The organism is Eggerthella sp., from assembly GCF_048329335.1.
Classification (GTDB): domain Bacteria; phylum Actinomycetota; class Coriobacteriia; order Coriobacteriales; family Eggerthellaceae; genus Eggerthella; species Eggerthella lenta.
In genome coordinates, this window is record NZ_DBFEGU010000151.1 from 22170 (window position 1) to 38969 (window position 16800).

The 16800-nt window shown below is 67.9% G+C and carries 14 protein-coding genes and 1 pseudogene; 3 read left to right on the top strand and 12 right to left on the bottom strand.

Annotated elements, in window-relative coordinates; genetic code table 11:
- Window positions 1-5 precede the first annotated feature (5 nt).
- From ACMO6A_RS04830 to ACMO6A_RS04855, 6 genes are all read right to left on the bottom strand, one after another.
- Window positions 6-1826, bottom strand: coding sequence for a VirD4-like conjugal transfer protein, CD1115 family (locus tag ACMO6A_RS04830; RefSeq protein WP_009608917.1), 1821 nt, complete (start codon window positions 1824-1826; stop codon window positions 6-8).
- Window positions 1823-2689, bottom strand: a complete 867-nt coding sequence (locus ACMO6A_RS04835) for an ArdC-like ssDNA-binding domain-containing protein (protein ID WP_114518390.1) — start codon at window positions 2687-2689, stop codon at window positions 1823-1825. Before ACMO6A_RS04835 ends, ACMO6A_RS04830 begins: the two co-directional genes overlap by 4 nt.
- A 3-nt stretch (window positions 2690-2692) precedes the next feature.
- Complete coding sequence (locus tag ACMO6A_RS04840) at window positions 2693-3418, bottom strand: PcfB family protein (RefSeq protein WP_114518389.1); 726 nt, start codon at window positions 3416-3418, stop codon at window positions 2693-2695.
- Window positions 3393-4739: a relaxase/mobilization nuclease domain-containing protein gene (locus ACMO6A_RS04845; RefSeq protein ID WP_009305528.1), complete on the bottom strand. Its 1347-nt coding sequence runs from the start codon at window positions 4737-4739 to the stop codon at window positions 3393-3395. Before ACMO6A_RS04845 ends, ACMO6A_RS04840 begins: the two co-directional genes overlap by 26 nt.
- A gap of 1 nt (window position 4740) precedes the next feature.
- Window positions 4741-5070 carry a MobC family plasmid mobilization relaxosome protein gene (locus tag ACMO6A_RS04850; protein ID WP_009305529.1) on the bottom strand — a complete coding sequence of 110 codons (330 nt, stop codon included), beginning with the start codon at window positions 5068-5070 and terminating at the stop codon, window positions 4741-4743.
- 134 nt (window positions 5071-5204) lie between these two features.
- Window positions 5205-6173: a toprim domain-containing protein gene (locus ACMO6A_RS04855; protein ID WP_418142669.1), complete on the bottom strand. Its 969-nt coding sequence runs from the start codon at window positions 6171-6173 to the stop codon at window positions 5205-5207.
- A gap of 138 nt (window positions 6174-6311) precedes the next feature.
- Here ACMO6A_RS04855 and ACMO6A_RS04860 point away from each other — a divergent pair, with 138 nt between their 5' ends.
- Together ACMO6A_RS04860 and ACMO6A_RS04865 are read left to right on the top strand one after the other, a co-directional pair.
- Entirely contained in the window at window positions 6312-7334 is a 1023-nt protein-coding gene (locus tag ACMO6A_RS04860) for an Abi family protein (RefSeq protein WP_114518387.1), read from the top strand.
- Window positions 7335-7515: 181 nt separating this feature from the next.
- Complete coding sequence (locus ACMO6A_RS04865) at window positions 7516-8427, top strand: DUF4238 domain-containing protein (protein ID WP_013981126.1); 912 nt, start codon at window positions 7516-7518, stop codon at window positions 8425-8427.
- On the opposite strand, the gene ACMO6A_RS04870 is transcribed toward ACMO6A_RS04865, so the two are convergent.
- The 6 genes and pseudogenes from ACMO6A_RS04870 to ACMO6A_RS04895 all read right to left on the bottom strand — a co-directional run bounded on the left by ACMO6A_RS04870 (window position 8390) and on the right by ACMO6A_RS04895 (window position 16266).
- A complete protein-coding gene (locus ACMO6A_RS04870) occupies window positions 8390-9202 on the bottom strand; it encodes a DNA cytosine methyltransferase (protein WP_258773791.1) in 813 nt (270 codons plus the stop codon). The two genes, ACMO6A_RS04865 and ACMO6A_RS04870, sit on opposite strands and share 38 nt — an antisense overlap.
- Before the next feature lie 51 nt (window positions 9203-9253).
- A pseudogene (locus tag ACMO6A_RS04875) lies at window positions 9254-9733 on the bottom strand (DNA cytosine methyltransferase); the annotation flags it as partial.
- The gene (locus ACMO6A_RS04880; RefSeq protein ID WP_114518385.1) at window positions 9730-10275 is read right to left on the bottom strand and encodes a DNA N-6-adenine-methyltransferase; all 546 of its coding nucleotides are present in this window, start codon (window positions 10273-10275) and stop codon (window positions 9730-9732) included. The gene ACMO6A_RS04880 and the pseudogene ACMO6A_RS04875, both read right to left, overlap by 4 nt.
- Window positions 10266-10934, bottom strand: coding sequence for a DNA cytosine methyltransferase (locus tag ACMO6A_RS04885; RefSeq protein WP_181872292.1), 669 nt, complete (start codon window positions 10932-10934; stop codon window positions 10266-10268). Before ACMO6A_RS04885 ends, ACMO6A_RS04880 begins: the two co-directional genes overlap by 10 nt.
- A gap of 113 nt (window positions 10935-11047) precedes the next feature.
- Complete coding sequence (locus tag ACMO6A_RS04890; RefSeq protein WP_227791250.1) at window positions 11048-15988, bottom strand: N-6 DNA methylase; 4941 nt, start codon at window positions 15986-15988, stop codon at window positions 11048-11050.
- The gene (locus tag ACMO6A_RS04895; protein ID WP_013981128.1) at window positions 15916-16266 is read right to left on the bottom strand and encodes a TnpV protein; all 351 of its coding nucleotides are present in this window, start codon (window positions 16264-16266) and stop codon (window positions 15916-15918) included. The genes ACMO6A_RS04890 and ACMO6A_RS04895 overlap by 73 nt, the downstream gene beginning before the upstream one ends.
- Window positions 16267-16333: 67 nt before the next feature.
- Here ACMO6A_RS04895 and ACMO6A_RS04900 point away from each other — a divergent pair.
- On the top strand, window positions 16334-16800 hold a 467-nt coding region (locus ACMO6A_RS04900), incomplete at its 3' end, for a hypothetical protein (protein ID WP_418470846.1).

The following is a 16800-nucleotide window of genomic DNA, read 5'->3' on the forward strand; positions in this document are numbered from 1 at the left end:
TCCCCTCAGTGGTCTTTCTCATGCGTTGGTTCTCCTTTCCCGCCCGCCGCCTCCGCCGCGAGCGCTGCCTCGGCCTCCTCCCCGTCGAGCACGACGCAGCCCGCAGGCGCGGCCTGCGCGCTCGCGGGGGCAACGCCTTCGTAGGGCGCCACGGCGGCGCTTGCCAGCGGGCAGGCGCCGTGCTCGTAGGGCGGCGCGCCGCCCTCGGGGGTGAGCCGCGCGGCGGGATGCCGCGCTATGTCGAGCTTTAAGTCGATGATGGGGCGCTCGCCGCGCACGAAGAGCAGCGCGCGGGAGTTGTCGAGCATGCGCACCTCGTCGGGCGTCATGAGCTCGCGCCCCGAGATCTGCTGGTTGGTGGACCAGCTGCCGCCCCTCCCGGTGGTCCTGCCGTGCGTGTCGAGGTCGATGGTCTCCTTGCCCAGAAGCTCGCTGACGTACTTGTGGGTGGATTGCTCGTTGCCGCCCAGGTACAAAAACTCGTCGCAGTTGCCGACGATGGACTCCCACTGCTTGTCGAACAGCGCCCGCAGCTGCGCCATGTTCTGGATGATGATCGACGCGGACACCCCGCGCCCGCGCATGGTGGAGAGTATCTTCTCAAAATCATTGGGTAAGCTCACGTTGGCGAACTCGTCCATGAGGAAGTGCACGTGCACGGGCAGCTGCCCGCCGTGTTTTCCGTCCGCGAGCGCGAAAAGCTGCTGGAACAGCTGCGTGTAGAGGACGGACACCAGGAAGTTGAAGCTGGTGTCGTTGTCGGGTATGACTGCGAACAGGGCCACCTTGCGCTCCCCGAGCGACGGCAGGTCGAGCTCGTCTGTGGCGGTGAGCGACGCCAGGGCGTCGAGGTTGAACTTCTCCAGCCTGGAGGCGAGCGTCACCTGGATGGATTTGAGCGTCTTGGCCGAGCCGGAGCGGTAGCTGCGGTAGTATTTGAGCGCGATGTGGCCAGGGTCCCTCATCTCCAGCCGGTCGAACAGCTCGTCGAGCACCGAGGCGTAATCGTCGTCGTCCTCGCGCACCTCGCCGGCGCGCAGCATCTCCATGAGGGTGGCGTAGTTGCGCTCCTCGGGCGGTGCCTCGTGCACGAGGTAAAGCAGAAGCGCCAGGTGCAGCATCCCGGCGGCCGTGTCCCAGAAAGGATCCTGGCTCTGCGCGCCCTTGGGAGTCGTCGCCTTGAACAGGTTGGTGTTGAGCCGCTGCGCGTCCGCGTCCGACTCGATGTAGGAAAGCGGGTTGTAGCAGTGGGACCTCTCCATGCGCACGAGGTCGAGCACGCGCACCTCGTAGCCCCTCGATTCGAGCAGCCCGCCCACGGCGCGCACGATCTCGCCCTTCGGGTCGAGCACCACCATCGATGTGTTGGCCTGGCAGGCGTTGGGCAGGCTGAACCCGCGCGTCTTGCCTGCGCCCGAGCCGCCCACCACGAGCGTGTTCATCGAGCGCCTGTGGGCGTGGGTGTCGTAGCTCATGCGAAAATTGCGCGTGAGCAGCTTGTCGCCTGCGGGGTCGCGCCCCCGGTAGCGGTGGCAGATGCGGCGGGCGTCACCCCACCGGGCGCTGCCGTGCTCCTCGCCGGGGCGCAGGTTGCGCCGGGTGAGCAGCCACGCCGCCGCGCAGGCGGCATACAGGACCAGGAACAGCAGCGCCCATCGCGCGCCGCCCGCCGTGGGCTTCGTCGAAAAGGGATCCGAGAACGCCGCGATGAGCGAGGCGAGCGACCCCCCGCCGTCCAAGGCGGGGGCGGCGACGAACCCCGCCCACGCCGCCAGCGGCGCGGCGAGCGCGGCGGCTGCCGCCTCGCCAGCCGTCGGGGGCCTCATCTGCCCTCCGACCTGTCGCGCCGCCTTTCGGGCGGGGCCATGCGCTCCGACACGTCGCGCGCGGCCTTGCCGATCTCGCCCAAGGCGTCCCTCACCTCGCGCGCGCTCGCTTCCAGTGGCGCGGGCGCGGCGACGGCTCCCGAACATTCGAGTCCCAGGCGGCGGGCGGCTATGCCCGCCGCGAGGTCGGCCTTCGCGGCGTGCGTCTCCCTGTCGTAGGCATCGAGGCCGAGCGCCATGCTGGCATGCGCCGCCTCGACTATCAGCGCCGAGAGCAGCTGCGGCTCATCGAGCCCTCGCTGCACCCGTATGGCCCCCGAGGCGTGATCGTACTCGGCGGGGACGACGCCGAGGTCGTCAACCGGCTCTATTCTCGTCGGCGAGCGAGCGACCAGCGCCGCGAGCGCGGCGTGAGGGTCCACTCTGCGCGGCAGGCATGGCCGCGCGGTGGTCTGCGACACGTCGAACACCTTGCGCACGTCGTACAAGACGCCGATGCTGCCGTCGTCGCGCACGTACTCCTTGACGGGTTCGATGATGGGGATCGCCTTCTGCCCGCGCCTCACCGACGCTCCCTGCCTGCGCCAATGCTCAGCCGTGCCGACGCGCGTCGCGTTCGGCATGCGGTCGGCTATGAGCAGGATGTTCGTGGCGGAATGGTGGGGCAGCTGCGCCGCCACCCGCATGTACGTCTCCAGCGCCGCTGGATCCGAATTCGCGCGCAGCGCGGCGGCGTCGGCGCGGTCGAATGCCTCTTGGCGCTCGCTCTGCTTCCGCTCCGCCCACGCTTGCTTGTCGAACTCGCCTTCCGGCGCGAATTCCCGGCTACTGCGTTCTTCCATCATCCGGTAGATATCTTGCATGCTCTACCTTCCTTTCTCCAGGGCGCGCGCCATGGGCTTGCGAGTCGCATGCGCTTCGCCGCTCATTTCGCGTGCCGCCGATATGGCGCGCATCTCCGCGCGCACGGACAGCCTGCCGCAGCGCTTGCGCGCTGCCTCACCATCCTTTTCTGAGAGCCGTTTTCTCGCGGATGTAGGCCCTGACGGACGGCTTTCCGCCGGGGCTTGCGCTAAAGGGGAGGCGTCGCTGTCGCCCGGCGATGCCAGCAAATCATCGAGGAGCGCCGCAGCTTGTTCGGGTGCGCGCGGCGCCTGCGCGGCGTGCGCGCGCCCATCGTGCCGATTCCCCTCGCGCGGCTCGGGCGCTTCGCGGGCGTCGTCTCTCATGCGGCACAGGCCGAGCCTCTCCGCGATGCGGTTCACCTTGCTCGCGTCCTCGGCCCGCACCAGAAGATCGACGGATTCGCCGTCCTTCTGCTTCACGACGGCGTATGCGATGCCGTAGCGTCGGGCCTCCTTCGCGAACCCTTTCAGATCGTCAAAGCGGATGGGGAACACGCGCAGCTCACGGCCCGATTTGAGCATCGCCGAAAGCCGCGCCCTGCCCTTGGTTTTCTCGTTGCTCGCCGCGGCCGCCAGCAGCATGGCGGCCGCGTTCTTCGCGCCGGCGCCCGTGATGCGCAGCGCCACCTCGGTTCCCTCGAGCGTCATCCTCACGATCTGCTCAGCAGCCTCGCTCGATGCGTCCATGACCTTCCACCTGCCTTTCCTCTCTGTTCGCTTCGGCGCCCTCGATCTGCGCGATGCGGGCCGGCAGCTCGGCGCTTCTTGCCCGGATGCGCGCGCAGGCGCGCGCCTCGCGCCTTGCGCCCCGCAGCTCCGACGCTATCTCGGCGATGCGGGGGTTTGGGGGCGCGGGGGATCCCGCCGCCTTGGAGCGCCTCGCCTCGTTGCGCAGCGCGCGGCGTTCGGCCTGCAGCGCCTCGGACTTGTCGGCCAAGGCTCTTTCGTATGCCGCCAGCTGGGATCGCGTCTCTATCCCCTCGCGCGCGAGCAGCGCGAGCTCCCCCGATATGGCTTCGAGTTCGCGCAGATCCTCGCGCAGCAGGAAATGCGCCCGCCCGCCTGGCGCCCTCTGCCTCTTCGCGCCGTTGAGCAGCGCCATGTACCTGCGGTACAGGCTCACGAGCGTGCCCTTCGGCACGGGCGGGCGCTCCTTGGGAGCGGGCCTCGGCCTGCCGAGGGGCAGGCGCTGGCGGCTGTTGGCGAGGATGCGCGCGCCGATGCCCTCCTGCGAGTACGCGTCCCCGAAATTGCGGCGCAGGCGCACGAAACGCTCCTTGCCGGGCGGGCGCACCGATATGTCCTTGCCCACCTTCACGTCGTAGCCCATCGCGCGCAGGTTCGCGTGGAACTGGCGCATGCTCGCCGCACGCCCTACGGCCTCGTCCACGTCGGCCTTCACGAGCGAGCGCCACGTGGGGCGCCCCTCGCGCTCGGCGCGCCATTCGGCGTGGTGGCGCGCGCCGCCGCGCCCGGGGCTCTCCACCACCGAAAGACCATGCTCCCGGCACAGTTCGTCGGACGCTTCGCGCATCGCGCGGTAGCAGGCGGCGTCTCGGTGGAAGCGCCTGCCGTCGGCGAAGGACACAGAGTTGACCACGAAGTGGTTGTGGAGGTGGGCCTTGTCCAGATGGGTGGCCACCACAACCTCGAAGCGGCCGCCCCACAGCTCTTGGGCGAGGGCGACGCCCACCTCGTGGGCCGTGGCGGGGTCGGTCTCGCCGGGCGCGAACGCCTGGTATCCGTGGAAGGCCACGATGCCGCCCGTCTTGCCGTATTGGCGCTTGGTCGCGTTCATCTCTTCCAGCGCCGTGGCGGGCAGGCAGTTGACGCCGGTCACGTACAGCTGCCGCTCGGTCTTGCCGGGGTCGGCGGCGTAGAGGATGGCGGCGCCCACGCCCTGGAGCTCCCACTCGTCGGGCGAGCCTTCGGCCTTGTCCGGGTTCCCGGCGTACCCGAGCACGCGCGCCAGGCGCCCTTCGACCTTCCAAATCGACGTGACGGCCACCTCATCGCCTCCTTCCCGGCTCTTTGACCGCCGCCACGATCTCGCGGAGCGCGGCTTCGAGCCTTCGCGCCTCGGCGTCGTAGCGGGCGGCGTCCACGGTGCCGAGGGCGTGGGCCTTGCGCGCGATCTGGTTGAGGTTGTTCCCGATGGCGTGCAGCTCGCGGGTCATCGCCAGGTAGTCGGGCGGCGGCTTCGGCCTCGGGTCGATGCCCCCTATGAGCGCGCGCAGGTACGCCTCCTGCGACCAGCCCGCCCTGCGCGCCGCCTCTTTGAGCCGCGCCAGCTCTTCCTCCGTGAGCCTCACCGTGGCCTTGCGCGTGCGCCTTTCCATTCGCCGCCTCCCTTCGCGGGGTTGCAGGGGGTGCCCCCTGCGTCTGCCGAGCGCCAGCGCTCGGCGTTGCTTGCTGGTACGCGACGGTTTTCCGCCGCCTCGGCGGCGGACTTCGCAACCCGCCGAAAGAAAGATCACCTTCCCCTGTCGGGCGCTCGGCCTCTGGAGCGGCGGGCCAAGAGGAACTCATTCACGTCCTTACCCTCCGGGGGAGGCTCCATCGACGCCGCCACGCCGCGAGAAGCGGCTGCGCGCGCGATCTCGCGGGCGGCCCGCCTGCCCGCCTCGTCGTTGTCGAGATGCAAGGCCAACGAGGCGATGTATGGGCGGTCGTCAAGATGCTGCGCGAGGGCGAGCGGCAGCTTCGGGGCTCCGTTGCGCGCATGGGGGACCGACACCCCGCCGAGGGACAGCATCCCCAAGCTGGCCGTCTGCTTGCCCTCGTGCTCGAGGATGGTCGCGTAGGAAAGCGCGTCTATGGCGCTCTCGAAAACATGGAGCACGCCGTTGTTTCGGACGCTTTGCAGGGAGAACGCGAAGCGCTTGTCGGATCTGGGAGCCTCGCCCTTGAAGCCTCCCTCGCACGAGCGCAAGGCCGCGTACCTCGGAACGCCCGTGCGGTCCCTGCCGACGAACACCGCGCACGCGACCCCGCCGCGCATGGTGCCGTAGACGTCTCCGGCATCCACGAGGCCCTTCAGCAGGCTGCGCGAGATGCCGCGCGATTCGAGGTACCGCATCGCATCGTCGTCGGCGCACCGGCGTGGGAGGCGAAACGCCGGGCGCGGCGCGCTCGCCGGTGGGGCGGCATGCGCGGGCGGGGATGCTCTCGCAACGGCAGAGCGGTCGGCCCGCAGATGCTCCACGGCGTCGAGGAAGGCCATGTCGCGCACTTTGACGAGGAAGTCGAGCGCGCTCCTGCCGCCGAGACCCCGGCTCCACCAGAACCACTTGCCGTTGGAGATCTTAAGGCTGTCGTGTTCCTTCGTGCAGTAGACGCCGGGCGAAATGCGCACTAGCTCGTCGGGTTCGCGCTCTTGCAGGTAAGTAAGCAGGTCAACCCGCTTCACTTCAGCGATGATTTCAGGGTCGACGTATGGCATGTTTTCGTCCTTTTCTTGTCTTCGGATTTGCCTGTGGCCGCCGGAGCGGCGCGGCGTGCCCCCATTCGCCTTCGCTTCGCCATGCCGATTCGAGATGCGCGGAACGCGGCGTGCCCAAGAGACACTGAAAGGGGTAGAATGGCGGGCATGGTGAATCCGAGTGAAACATACACTGCATGGAGCATCGGGGAGGGCGCGCACGAGGTGACGGGGCTCAAGCCGATGCTGAACCCGGAGGAGCAGGTTGCGCTTCTGAAGGCGAAAGGCGTCTCGTTCGAGCGATGCGGCGAGGAGCAAGCCGCGGACGCTTTGGCCCGCCGGGGAACCTTCGTGCACCTCGCGTCATGCCGCAGGCTGTTCCAGAAGCACGCGTCCGGCGACGACCGGGGGAAGTACGTGAGGCTTGACTTCGCCGACCTGCTGGCTCTCGATGCGCTCGACGACGAGCTCCGCAAGGCGTTCCTAGCTGTCTCGCAAGACGTGGAGCGGCTGGCCAAGACCTCCATGGTGACGCGCGCCTCCAGGCTCGACGACGAGGACGGCTACGGCATAGTCGCCGATTTCATGAGGGCGCAACAGAGGAGATACCGCAGCTACATCGAGCGGGATCTCTCCTCGCGCATGTCCGCCGGCATCGTCGGCGACGTTTACACCGGGCGCATCATCGGCCATTACCGAGACGCGATGCCCGTATGGGCGTTTTTGGAGGTGGTCACGTTCGGAACGGCGCTGGCCTTCTGCCTGTTCTGCTCCGAGCGATGGGACGACGCCGTCATGCGGGAGGAGCACTACATCCTCAAGGGCGTGAAGGCCGTGAGGAACTGCTGTTCCCACGGCAGCTGCATAGTCAACGGGATGGACGGCTCCAACGAGTGCGATTACGCGCTTTCCAGCCTGGTCTACGATTGGCTCGCCGAGAAAGGCGTCGGCAACAGCAAGACGCGCCGCGCCAAGTTAAGGAACCGTCGTATGCAGCAGCTCCTCGAGACGCTCGTGATGTTCGACCGATTGGGAGGGCCGGCGATCTGTCCCCGTTCGACGGCGCTGCTGGAAGGGCTGCGCGCGAGTCTTCTCGGCACGTGCGAGAGCTACGGCGTCCAGAACGGGTTCGTGTCGTACCTGAGGTTTCTGGCGAATCTCATTGACAAGGCGCTCGGCTGATGGCACCATAACCTCAGATTCAAAAACCTTCGGGTTTTGTATGGGCCAATCCCGCTGGGATTGGCTCTAGTTTTTTGGGCTTGGTTGGCTCTCACGTCGCTTCAACTGCGTCTTCCGAACCGACGTCCGGCAGATCGCCCTCGTTTGCCCGACGGCGGAGCTCGGTTTGGCGGTGACTTCCATGAACACAAAAGGGCCGAAAAAGAAGAAGCAGCATTACGTTCCGAAGTTCTACTTGCGTGGGTTTTGCGGGAGCGGCGACACGGTGTTCGCGCTAGATAAGGAGTCGGGGGGAATATTTACACCCTCGGTTGGCGATTTCTGTGCGGAGAGGTACCTGTACGAATCCCTATCGAACGACCCCAACTGGTACAAGGGGAAATTTGTCTATCCGAACTACACCGAGGACGGCCTCTGCGAACTGGAGAGCGCTTTTGCCCCCGTCCTGAAAAGGGTGGCGGCCCTGTGCGTGCCGAACGCCCCGTTCACGTGCGTCGGCGATGACGACGCGAGAATCATCGCGTCTTTTGTGGCGAATGCGATTGCTCGCCATCCCAGCGTGTTCAAGCCCCTCCGGAATGAGCTTATGTTGTCGGCTTCGGAAGAAGACCTCTCTCCGTATCGCGACCTTATGAGGGCTCTGGGGCACGAGGGCGCGTTCGAGGGGGTGGCGGCGGAAGGCGTCACGCGCCGCCTGCTGCTAGATACGGGCGACGGGTCCTACCAAGGGCTCATCGTAGGAGAGCTGCTCGAAATGGAGGGGATCGTCCTGCGCGCGCCCGGGTGCGCCTCGTTCGCCACCGCGTCTTTCCCCGTCCTCCCCGTTGTTCGGGAAACAGGGGGGCGGGATCGCCTCTCCTCTCTGTACTGCCCTATCAGCCCGAATGCGGCCGTCATCTACGGCCCCGGCCCCCGTCGGGGGATGGGAGGTTGCGAGCTGCTCGGCGCGCGCGATGTCGTCAGGCTCAACGCCGCCTACTTCGAGGCGGACTTCGTCCGCTTCGTCGTAGCGAAGGACAGGCGGACCCTGGAAGAGGCCCGCTCTTTCGCCGAGGCTAAACGGCCTTCTCCACCCTCTCGCCGATCCATTTGACGACCGGGACGGCCATGGCGTTTCCGAGGGCTCTGTAGCGGCGGCCGTCCGGAGCCGGCTTGCCGCGGAACTCCACGTTCGTCCAGTTGTCCGGGAAGCCTTGCAGCCTCTCGCACTCCAACGGCGTGAGCCGCCTGACCGCCGGACCCTGCAGGACGTGGCTCGCCTGCTTGACGCCGGGATGCGCGGCGAGCGCGCCCACGTGGCTGCCCGACCCGCCGACGAAGCGCACCTCGTCGCGCGTGTTCTGGGCGAACGCCGCGACGGGGCCCACGCACGACGGGGAGCCGCCCACCTTCAGCGTGCCCGCCAGGTCCACGTCGCACGCCGCGTTGGCCGCGTCCCCCGAAAGGCACGCCATGGGCGGCCCCTTGGCGACGTTCGCCGTGAGGCACCCGCACAGGCCGTCGCCCACGTGCGCGTTCGCATGGGTGGACGCGAGGCACAGGGCCTCGCGCGGCGGCCCGCCCGCAGGCAGGGCCACGGCGTGGCGGTCGGCGGCGGTGAGGGTGTACATGCCTTTCTCGTCGGGGTCGCAGAAGCCCGCGCCATTGCCCCCGTTTTCAGGCTTTCGGCCTATGGAGTTGCCAACGATGCCGTAGACGGCGGGCGCGTGCCAGTCGGCCGTGAGGGTGGGCGATTGCTCGGCGGCGTGGCCTACCGACCCGCTGGCGGGGGCGGCGGAGTACTTGAAGCCTGCCGTTCGAGCGCCTCCTCCAGCTGCGGCGGCAAGGAGCGCCCTCTTCTCCTTGCCCGGCGGATGATCCCAGCGCATGCAGTGGGGCTCAAATAGTATCTCGCAGGCACGGGCGGCGCTTCCAAGCACTCCGACAAGAAAGACACGCTCGCGTCGCTGGGCCAAGCCGAAGAATTGCGCGTCCAGAATTCTCCATGCCAGACCGTACCCGACCTCATCCATCGCCCGGAGCAGGCATCGGAAAGCCTCCCCGTTCTCGCTCGAGAGCGCTCCCGGGACGTTCTCCCAGACAAAGCATCTCGGCATGACCTCACATACAGCTCGAATAAATTCGAGCATGAGGCCCGACTCGCCTTTGAGCCCCGTTCTCTTTCCGGCGACGGAAAAGCTCTGGCACGGGCTTCCGCCGATGACAACGTCGATCTCGCCACGCATCTCCTTCCACTCGACCTTCGATATATCTCCCAGGTTGGGCACGCTCGGGAAGCGAGTAGCGAGAACCGCGTTGCAGAACGGGTCGATCTCGCTGAAGGCGACCGCCTCCCAGCCGAGCGGCCCCCACGCGCAGCTCGCCGCCTCGATGCCTGAGAAAAGGCTCACGTACCTCACGAAGCCCCCTTCCCGCCGCGCGCTGCGGCGTTGGCTATTGACGACACCTTGCCGGGGGCGGCGCCCTCCCCGAACACGGCGACCATGCTCGGAAAGGGCGCGGGGCCCTGAGCGACGCCGGCGAGCTCGAACCTGATGCGGCCGCGAACGAGCCTTATCTCTGCATGGCCGAGGATGTAACGGTAGAACCACTCGGTGTCCGTGCGCGCCGCCACCAGCAGCGCGACCGTCGTGCGCGGCTTGGCGCCCTCGATTGCCGCCTTGCGCGCCCATGCCCCGACGCCCCGGCCGTAGGGCGGATTCACCCACACTCTCTCGCCGCCCCAGTCGGCCGCGAGCCCGTCGTCTCGTTTGGTGAGGTGCCTTTCGCATTTGGCGTTGGCGTCCGAGCTCGCCGCGTCGAGGGTGAAGTGGAACCCGGAATCGAGCGCCAAGAACAGCCACGCGGGGGTCTCCCAGTCGCCGCGCGCCGACGAGAAGGCCGCCCCGCCGGCGCCGGTGAAGCCGCCTGGCGGCGCTGCTGCCGCGCTTTTCACCGGCATAGCCCCGCCGCCTTTCGGATGGGCACCTCGCGCTCGCACACGTCAACGATGTGCAGGCACAGCCTCTCGGGGATGCGCCCGCGCTCGCGCGCGTTCGCCAGGCCCTGCGTGCCGGACTTCGACCCGCGCGGCGCCGACTCGTGGCAGGGCGCTCCGTTGCGGCACGGCGGGCGGAATCGCGGGTCGGAGGCGTTCGTGAATATGTCGGTCGGCTTCATGGCCCTCGCGCCGTATTGGCAGTAGGTGACGGTGTGGCGGGGGATGACCGCCATCATGTCCTGCTTGCGCAGGCCCGCGCGCGGGTTCTCTATGAAGTAGAGCGCCGGCCTCAGATCGCGGATGAGGCGGAGCATCGCCAGATCCACCCGGTCGCATTTGAGCGCGTAGTCGCTCACGGGGTCCAGGTTGCCGGTGTTGGCGTTCTTGCGCCTGTGGCGCGATATGCCCGCCATGGAGAACGTGGCGCAGTCCGGCGACGCCCACACCACGTCGGGCCGGCCGAATGCGCGCAGGACGTCCGGCGCTTTCAGGAACTCGATGTCGGCGTGGAGGTCGGCGGGCAGCGATTCGTCCCACTCCACCGAGAACACCTCGTGGCCCCGCTTTTCGAACGCCTCGCCGATGGAGCGCGTTCCGCTGAACAGTTCGAGCACTTTCATAAACATTCCCCCTTCGCGAAAAGGAACGCCCCGGCGTTGCCGCCAAGGCGCTCCATCGACCGATTCCGGTTTGCCGGCGATGAGGCGCATCTCGCGCGGCGCGGTGTGCGCCCTCACCGTTCGAACTCCTTTTTCTTTTCGGCACGTTCCGGCTCATGACCGTCGTCGCACAGCTGCTCGGGGCCGCTTTTTCCCACGTCGAGCAGGGCGTCGAGCTCCGCGAGGCGGGCGGACTTCTCTTTCAGCTCGCCTTCGTGGGGAAAAGGTTTGGTGGCCTCGGTGCGCGCAGCCTCCATCTGCCTGCGGGCTTCTTCGAGGCGCGCGCGGCACTCGTCAGCCTCCGCGCCCATCTTGGCGATGGCGTTGTCCAGCCTCGTCACGGCGCCTGCCGCATCACCGCCCAGCTCGCATTTGTGCTCGGCTTCGCCGACGATGCGCATCTCGAACGCCGCGCTCATGCGGTCGAACGTCAACTCCAGGGAGAACCCCCGGTACGACCCGAGCGGCATGGCCCCCGTCTCGGTCATCTCGCCGCGCGCCGCGAGCACCGCCTCGCCTGCCGCCGCACGCTCCCGGAAGGCGGTGCCGCGCACTTCCATCGAAAATGCCTCCTTCGTCGGCGGCGGGTTCGCCCTTGCCTTCGCGGCATCGGCCTCCAGCGATTCGAGGCGCGCCGACAGCGACGCCATGCGCTGCGGGTAGTCCTTGGCGGCCTTGTCCTCCAGCGCGTACTTCTGCGCTAGGTGGTCGGCCTTCAGCATCCGCAGGCGGGACACCTCGACATCGAGGCCCATGCGCTCCTTGACGAGCGGGTTTCCCGTGGCGAGCGCTTTGAGCTCGGCGTAGGAAAGCGCCGCCTCGTCAACGTCGGCGGCTGTGCGAACGGGCGACTTCGAAGTCATGACCTGCGCTATGAATCGCTGCTTTCCCTCTACGAGCTGGTAGAGGTACGCGTCGAAGGTGCCTTCGGTGACGTAGCGGTACGCCTCCACCTCGGCATTCATGTTGCCCTGGCGCTCGATGCGCCCGAGGCGCTGCTGGAGGTCGGCGGGGCGCCACGGGCAGTCGAGGTCGTGGATGGCGGCGAGCCTGCGCTGCACGTTGGTGCCCGCGCCCATCTTCTGCGTGGACCCCATGAGGATGCGCACGGCTCCGGCGTTCACCTTCCCGAAGAGGGCGAGCTTCTTCGCCTCGGTGTCGGTGTCGTGGATGAACGCCACCTCGCCCTCGGGCACGCCGCGCGCCTCGAGCTTGCGGCGCAGATCGTCGTACACGTTGAAGGACCCGTCGCCCTTCGGGGTGGAGAGGTCGCAGAACACGAGCTGGGTGAGCCTTTCCTCGGCGCCGTCGCGCCATATGCGCAGCACGTTCTCGCAGCAAGCGTTCACCTTGCTGCCCTCGAAGTCGGGCAGCGCGGGGTCGGCGAGGCGTTGGTCGAGGGCTATCTTGCGGCCGTCGTTGGTGATGAGGAGCATGTTGTCCTTCTCGGCGGGCACACTGCCCGCCCTCACCGCCTCGGCGCGCTCGGCGAGCCCCGCCACCAGCTCGCGCTGGACGGGGGAGGGCTGCACCGCCACGTTGCGCAGATGCACCTTGGGCGTGGGAAGCGCCAGCGTGTCCGCCGTCTGCACGTCGGCGACCTGTTTGAACATGGACATGAGCTCGGGTAGGTTATAGAAGCGCGAGAAGCGCGTTTTCTGCCGATAGCCCGTGCCTTCGGGGGCCAGCTCCAATGCCGTCACCGTCTCGCCGAACGTGGACGCCCAGCAGTCGAAGTGGGAAAGCCCCAAGCGCTCCAGCTCGCCGTATTGCAGGTAGCGCTGCATGGTGTAGAGCTCCGCCATCGAGTTGGACACCGGCGTGCCCGTGGCGAACACCGTGCCGCGTCCGCCGGTCTGCTCGTCGAGGATGCGGCACTTCATGAACAGGTCGGAAGACTTCATGGCCTCGCTCTGGGCGATGCCGCTGACGTTTCGCATCTTGGTGTGGAAGAACAGGTTCTTGTAGTAGTGGGCCTCGTCCACGAAGATCCGGTCGACGCCGAGCTCCTCGAACGTGAGCACGTCGTCCTTGTCGGTTTGGTCAGCGAACTTGGCGAGTCTCACGTTCAGGCGCTTCTTCGTGATCTCCATCTGCTTCACGCTGAACCGTTCGCCGTGCTGCGCCTTGATCTCGGCTATGCCGTCGGAGAGCTCGGCGATCTGGCTCTCTATGAACGCTCGCTGACGCTCCACCGATACGGGTATCTTCTCGAACTGGGTGTGCCCCATGATCACGCCGTCCCAGTCCCCCGAGGCGATGCGGGCGCAGAAGCGCCTGCGGTTGCGCCGCTCGAAGTCGCGCTTGGTGGCCACCAGCAAATTGGCGGCGGGGTAGAGCCTCAGCCATTCCGACGCCCACTGCCCCGTGAGGTGGTTCGGCACGACGAACAGGGGCTTGGAGCAAAGCCCTATGCGCCGCAATTCCATGGCGGCCGCCGCCATGGTGAATGTCTTGCCCGCTCCCACCTCGTGGGCGAGAAGCGCGTTTTTCCCGTAGAGGATGCGGGCGACGGCGTTTCTCTGGTGCGGCCTCAGCTCTATCTCGGGGTTCATGCCGGGAAACGCCAGGTGCGAGCCGTCGAACTCGCGTGGGCGGATGGCGTTGAACCGCTCGTTGTAGGCGGCGACCAGCCTCTCCCTGCGCGCCTGGTCTGAGAACACCCACTCCTTGAAGGCCGCCTTGATGGCCTCCTGCTTGGCGAGCGCCACCGCCGTCTCCTTCTTGTTGAGGACGGGTTTCTTCTTGCCGTTTTCGTCCTCGACGTAATCGACCACGCGCGCGTCCTTGAGGTTGAGCGTCTCCTCGATGATGTGGTAGGCGCTCATGCGGCGCGTGCCGTAGGTCGACAGCGCGCGCACGTTCGAGCCGTCGCGGCCCTTGCCCTCGATGCGCCACTGCGCCGTGGCGGCGGAATACCTCACGGCCACCTGTTCGCGGACCCAGTAGGGCGGGTCGAGCAGGTGGAGCACGAACTCGCGCACGTCGTCGGCGGGGATCCACGTCGCTCCGAGGCGCACGCTTATCTCGGCCGCCCCCAAATCGGGCGGCTGGGCGCAGCGCAGCGCCTCGATATTGGGAATGTACGAGGGGTCGGACGCGGCCGTCAGCTCGGCGATGCGCAGCTTCGCCCGCACGTTGCCGGAGAGGTATTCGTCGGCGGGCTGCCAGACGGGCTGCTCTCCGGTCGCCGTGGGAACGCGGAATATGGCGCCTTTCAGCGCTTCGGCCAGTTCGTTTTCCCCCATTCCGGTCAACCTCGCCATGTAGGGCAGATCGACCCGTCCGCGTTCAGACAGCGAGGCAGCCAGCGCCGCCTGGGGGTCGTCGGCGTGCGTCACGGGCGCGTTGGGCCGTATCGTGCGCTTGGAGAACATGTCCGCCTTGCGCTCGAAGTTCCCCTCGCCGTCGAGGATCTCCAATGCGCACAGCAGCGGGTAGGACGAGTCCTGCTTGAGCGCGGCGGCGTTCGCGCGCGAGTTCAGGATGCCGTGCTTCGCCGCGTAGGCGTCGTAGAGCGCGTTGAGCCTTGCGCGCTCGGCCTCCACCTCCGCATCGGGCGCGCCGTCCTTTTCGAGCGTTATGAGCCGTCGGGCGCAATCCCGTAGGGGGATCATTCCCCCGATTCGCTCAGCGGCCGCCTTCGAGGGATTCTGCCGGTGCATGAGGGGACCCATGCGGAAGTAGAGGGCGCCGCCAGATTCGGCGTAGGACCAGTCGCGCACGTCCGGGTCTGCGGGGATGGCGTCGCCGGGCTCGCTTTCGGGCGCATCCCATTCGGGGATGCGGGCGGTCATCTTGCCGAGGGCTTCGCGCAGCGCTTCTTCCAAGTCGGTGCCGGGCTTCGGCCTGCATTCGGAGTCCGCCCGCCCGTAGGCGTTCGTCGTCGCGGCGAGCTCGCCGAGCACCATGTCGGGGTGGGATGCGAAGTAGGAGTTCACGTCGATGCCCGCCTCGACGCGCTCGGTGTGCGCCCATTCGGGCTCGCAGACCTCGGCGCGCTCGCGCTTCTGGAGGATGACCACGTCCGCCGTGACTTCGGCATGCGGCGAGAAGGCCGTGTTGGGCAGGCGGACCGCTCCCACGAGCTCGGCGCGCTCGGCGATCCTTCTGCGGGCGGCGGGATTCTTCTTGTCGAGCGTGCCTTTGGACGTGACGAAAGCCACGATGCCTCCCGGCCTCACCAAGTCGAGCGCCCTCGCGAAGAACCAATCGTGCACGAGCAGCCCCTCGTCCCGATGGCGGGGATCGTCGACCTGGTAGCTACCGAAGGGCACGTTTCCCACCGCGACGTCGAACGATTCGTCGTCGAGGTCTGCGTGCTCGAAGCCGCCGTGGATGATCTCCGCGGACGGATGGAGGGCGCGGGCGATGCGCGCGGTCAGGCCGTCGAGCTCCACGCCGACGAGGCGGCAGTCCGAAAGCGCCTCCGGCATGGCGGCGAAGAACGCGCCCGTGCCGCACGACGGCTCCAGGATGTTTCCGCCCGCAAGCCCCATGCCCCGGATGGCCTCCCATATGGGGCGCGCGATCTCCTTCGGGGTGTAGAACGCCGTGAGCGTGGACGCGCGGGCCGCCGCGTACTCCCCGTCGGAGAGCAGCCGCCTCAGCCGGGCCTTCTCGTGCGCCCATTTGCCCGATTCCTCGTCAAACGCGTCGGCGAGGCCGCCCCAGCCCACGTAGCGTGCGAGCGCCTCGCGCTCTGCGGCGTCGGGCGGACGGCCTTCTCCCTCGATGGCCGCGAGCGCCTCGATGGCCGCGATGTTGCCGCGCAGCCGCCCGAGCGGGGTGGCGAGCTGTTCGGGATGCTCATTTGCCCCATCGTCGAACGAGAAAGCCAGCTGGCCCTGTTCGGGCGGCTTTGCCTCGGAACGGCGGGAGGCGGGCTTGTCGCCCGCCTCCCTTCGGCTTGTCTTGGTTTTCTCTTGGCCGCGCTGCTTTTCTAGGCGTACACGACCTTCATCGCCGCCGCTTCGCGGGCCGCTGCCGCCGCCTCGGCCATCTTCGCCGCCCACGCTGCCGGATCCGCCACCTTCGCCGCTTCGTCCAACCCCCTGCTCTTCGCCACGCGGGCCGCCAGGTCGTCCGCCATCGCCTCCGCGAGGGCTTCCGTCTCGGCCAGGTGCCTCGCCAGCGCCCCCTGCGCCAGCAGGTCCGCCCGCAGCTCGGGCTTGCTCGATCTCAGGTATTCGTCCCTCATCAGCGCGAACGGCCCCAGGTTCGCCGCCGCTTCCTCTTCCGTTGCCAGGGTCGGCAGCAGAAGACCACCGCCCTCCCTGTACGCCATCTCCATCGCCTCTCCTTTCATCGGGCTCTTTTGCCGGATTATGGACGGCGGCGGCCAAGGGCGCAAACGTGCGATGGGATGCTTCCGGGGCTCTTTCCCGCATCGCGGGGGCTATCGCGCGCAGGACGGCTGCGGCGGCGCTTGCCGTGCGGCAGCCGAGCGCGTTCATCGCCCGGACCGTGCCGAACATCGGCAGGGCGTCCGCCGCGCGCGGCGTGATGAGCGCGCCGCCTTCGATGCCGCAGCGCGACGCCGCCTCGTAGGCGGCAGATGCCGCCGCGAGCTCCAGAAGCAGATCCCCGGCCTCGGGGGCTTCGAGGCGTTCCAGGCCGCTTCCGCCGCGCGCTTCCCCGATGGCCGCGACGGCCGATTCCGCGTTTTCGCGTACGGCGGCGCTCGCCGCCTCGGCGATGGCCTCGATGGTGCCTTTCCTGGCATCAGCCCCGAAGGATTCATGGAGGGCGCCGACGATGGCCGCCTCCTGCTCCGGGCCGCCAGCCCAAAGCGGCAGCGGGCGGGCGGCGCGCCCGGGCGCCGTGT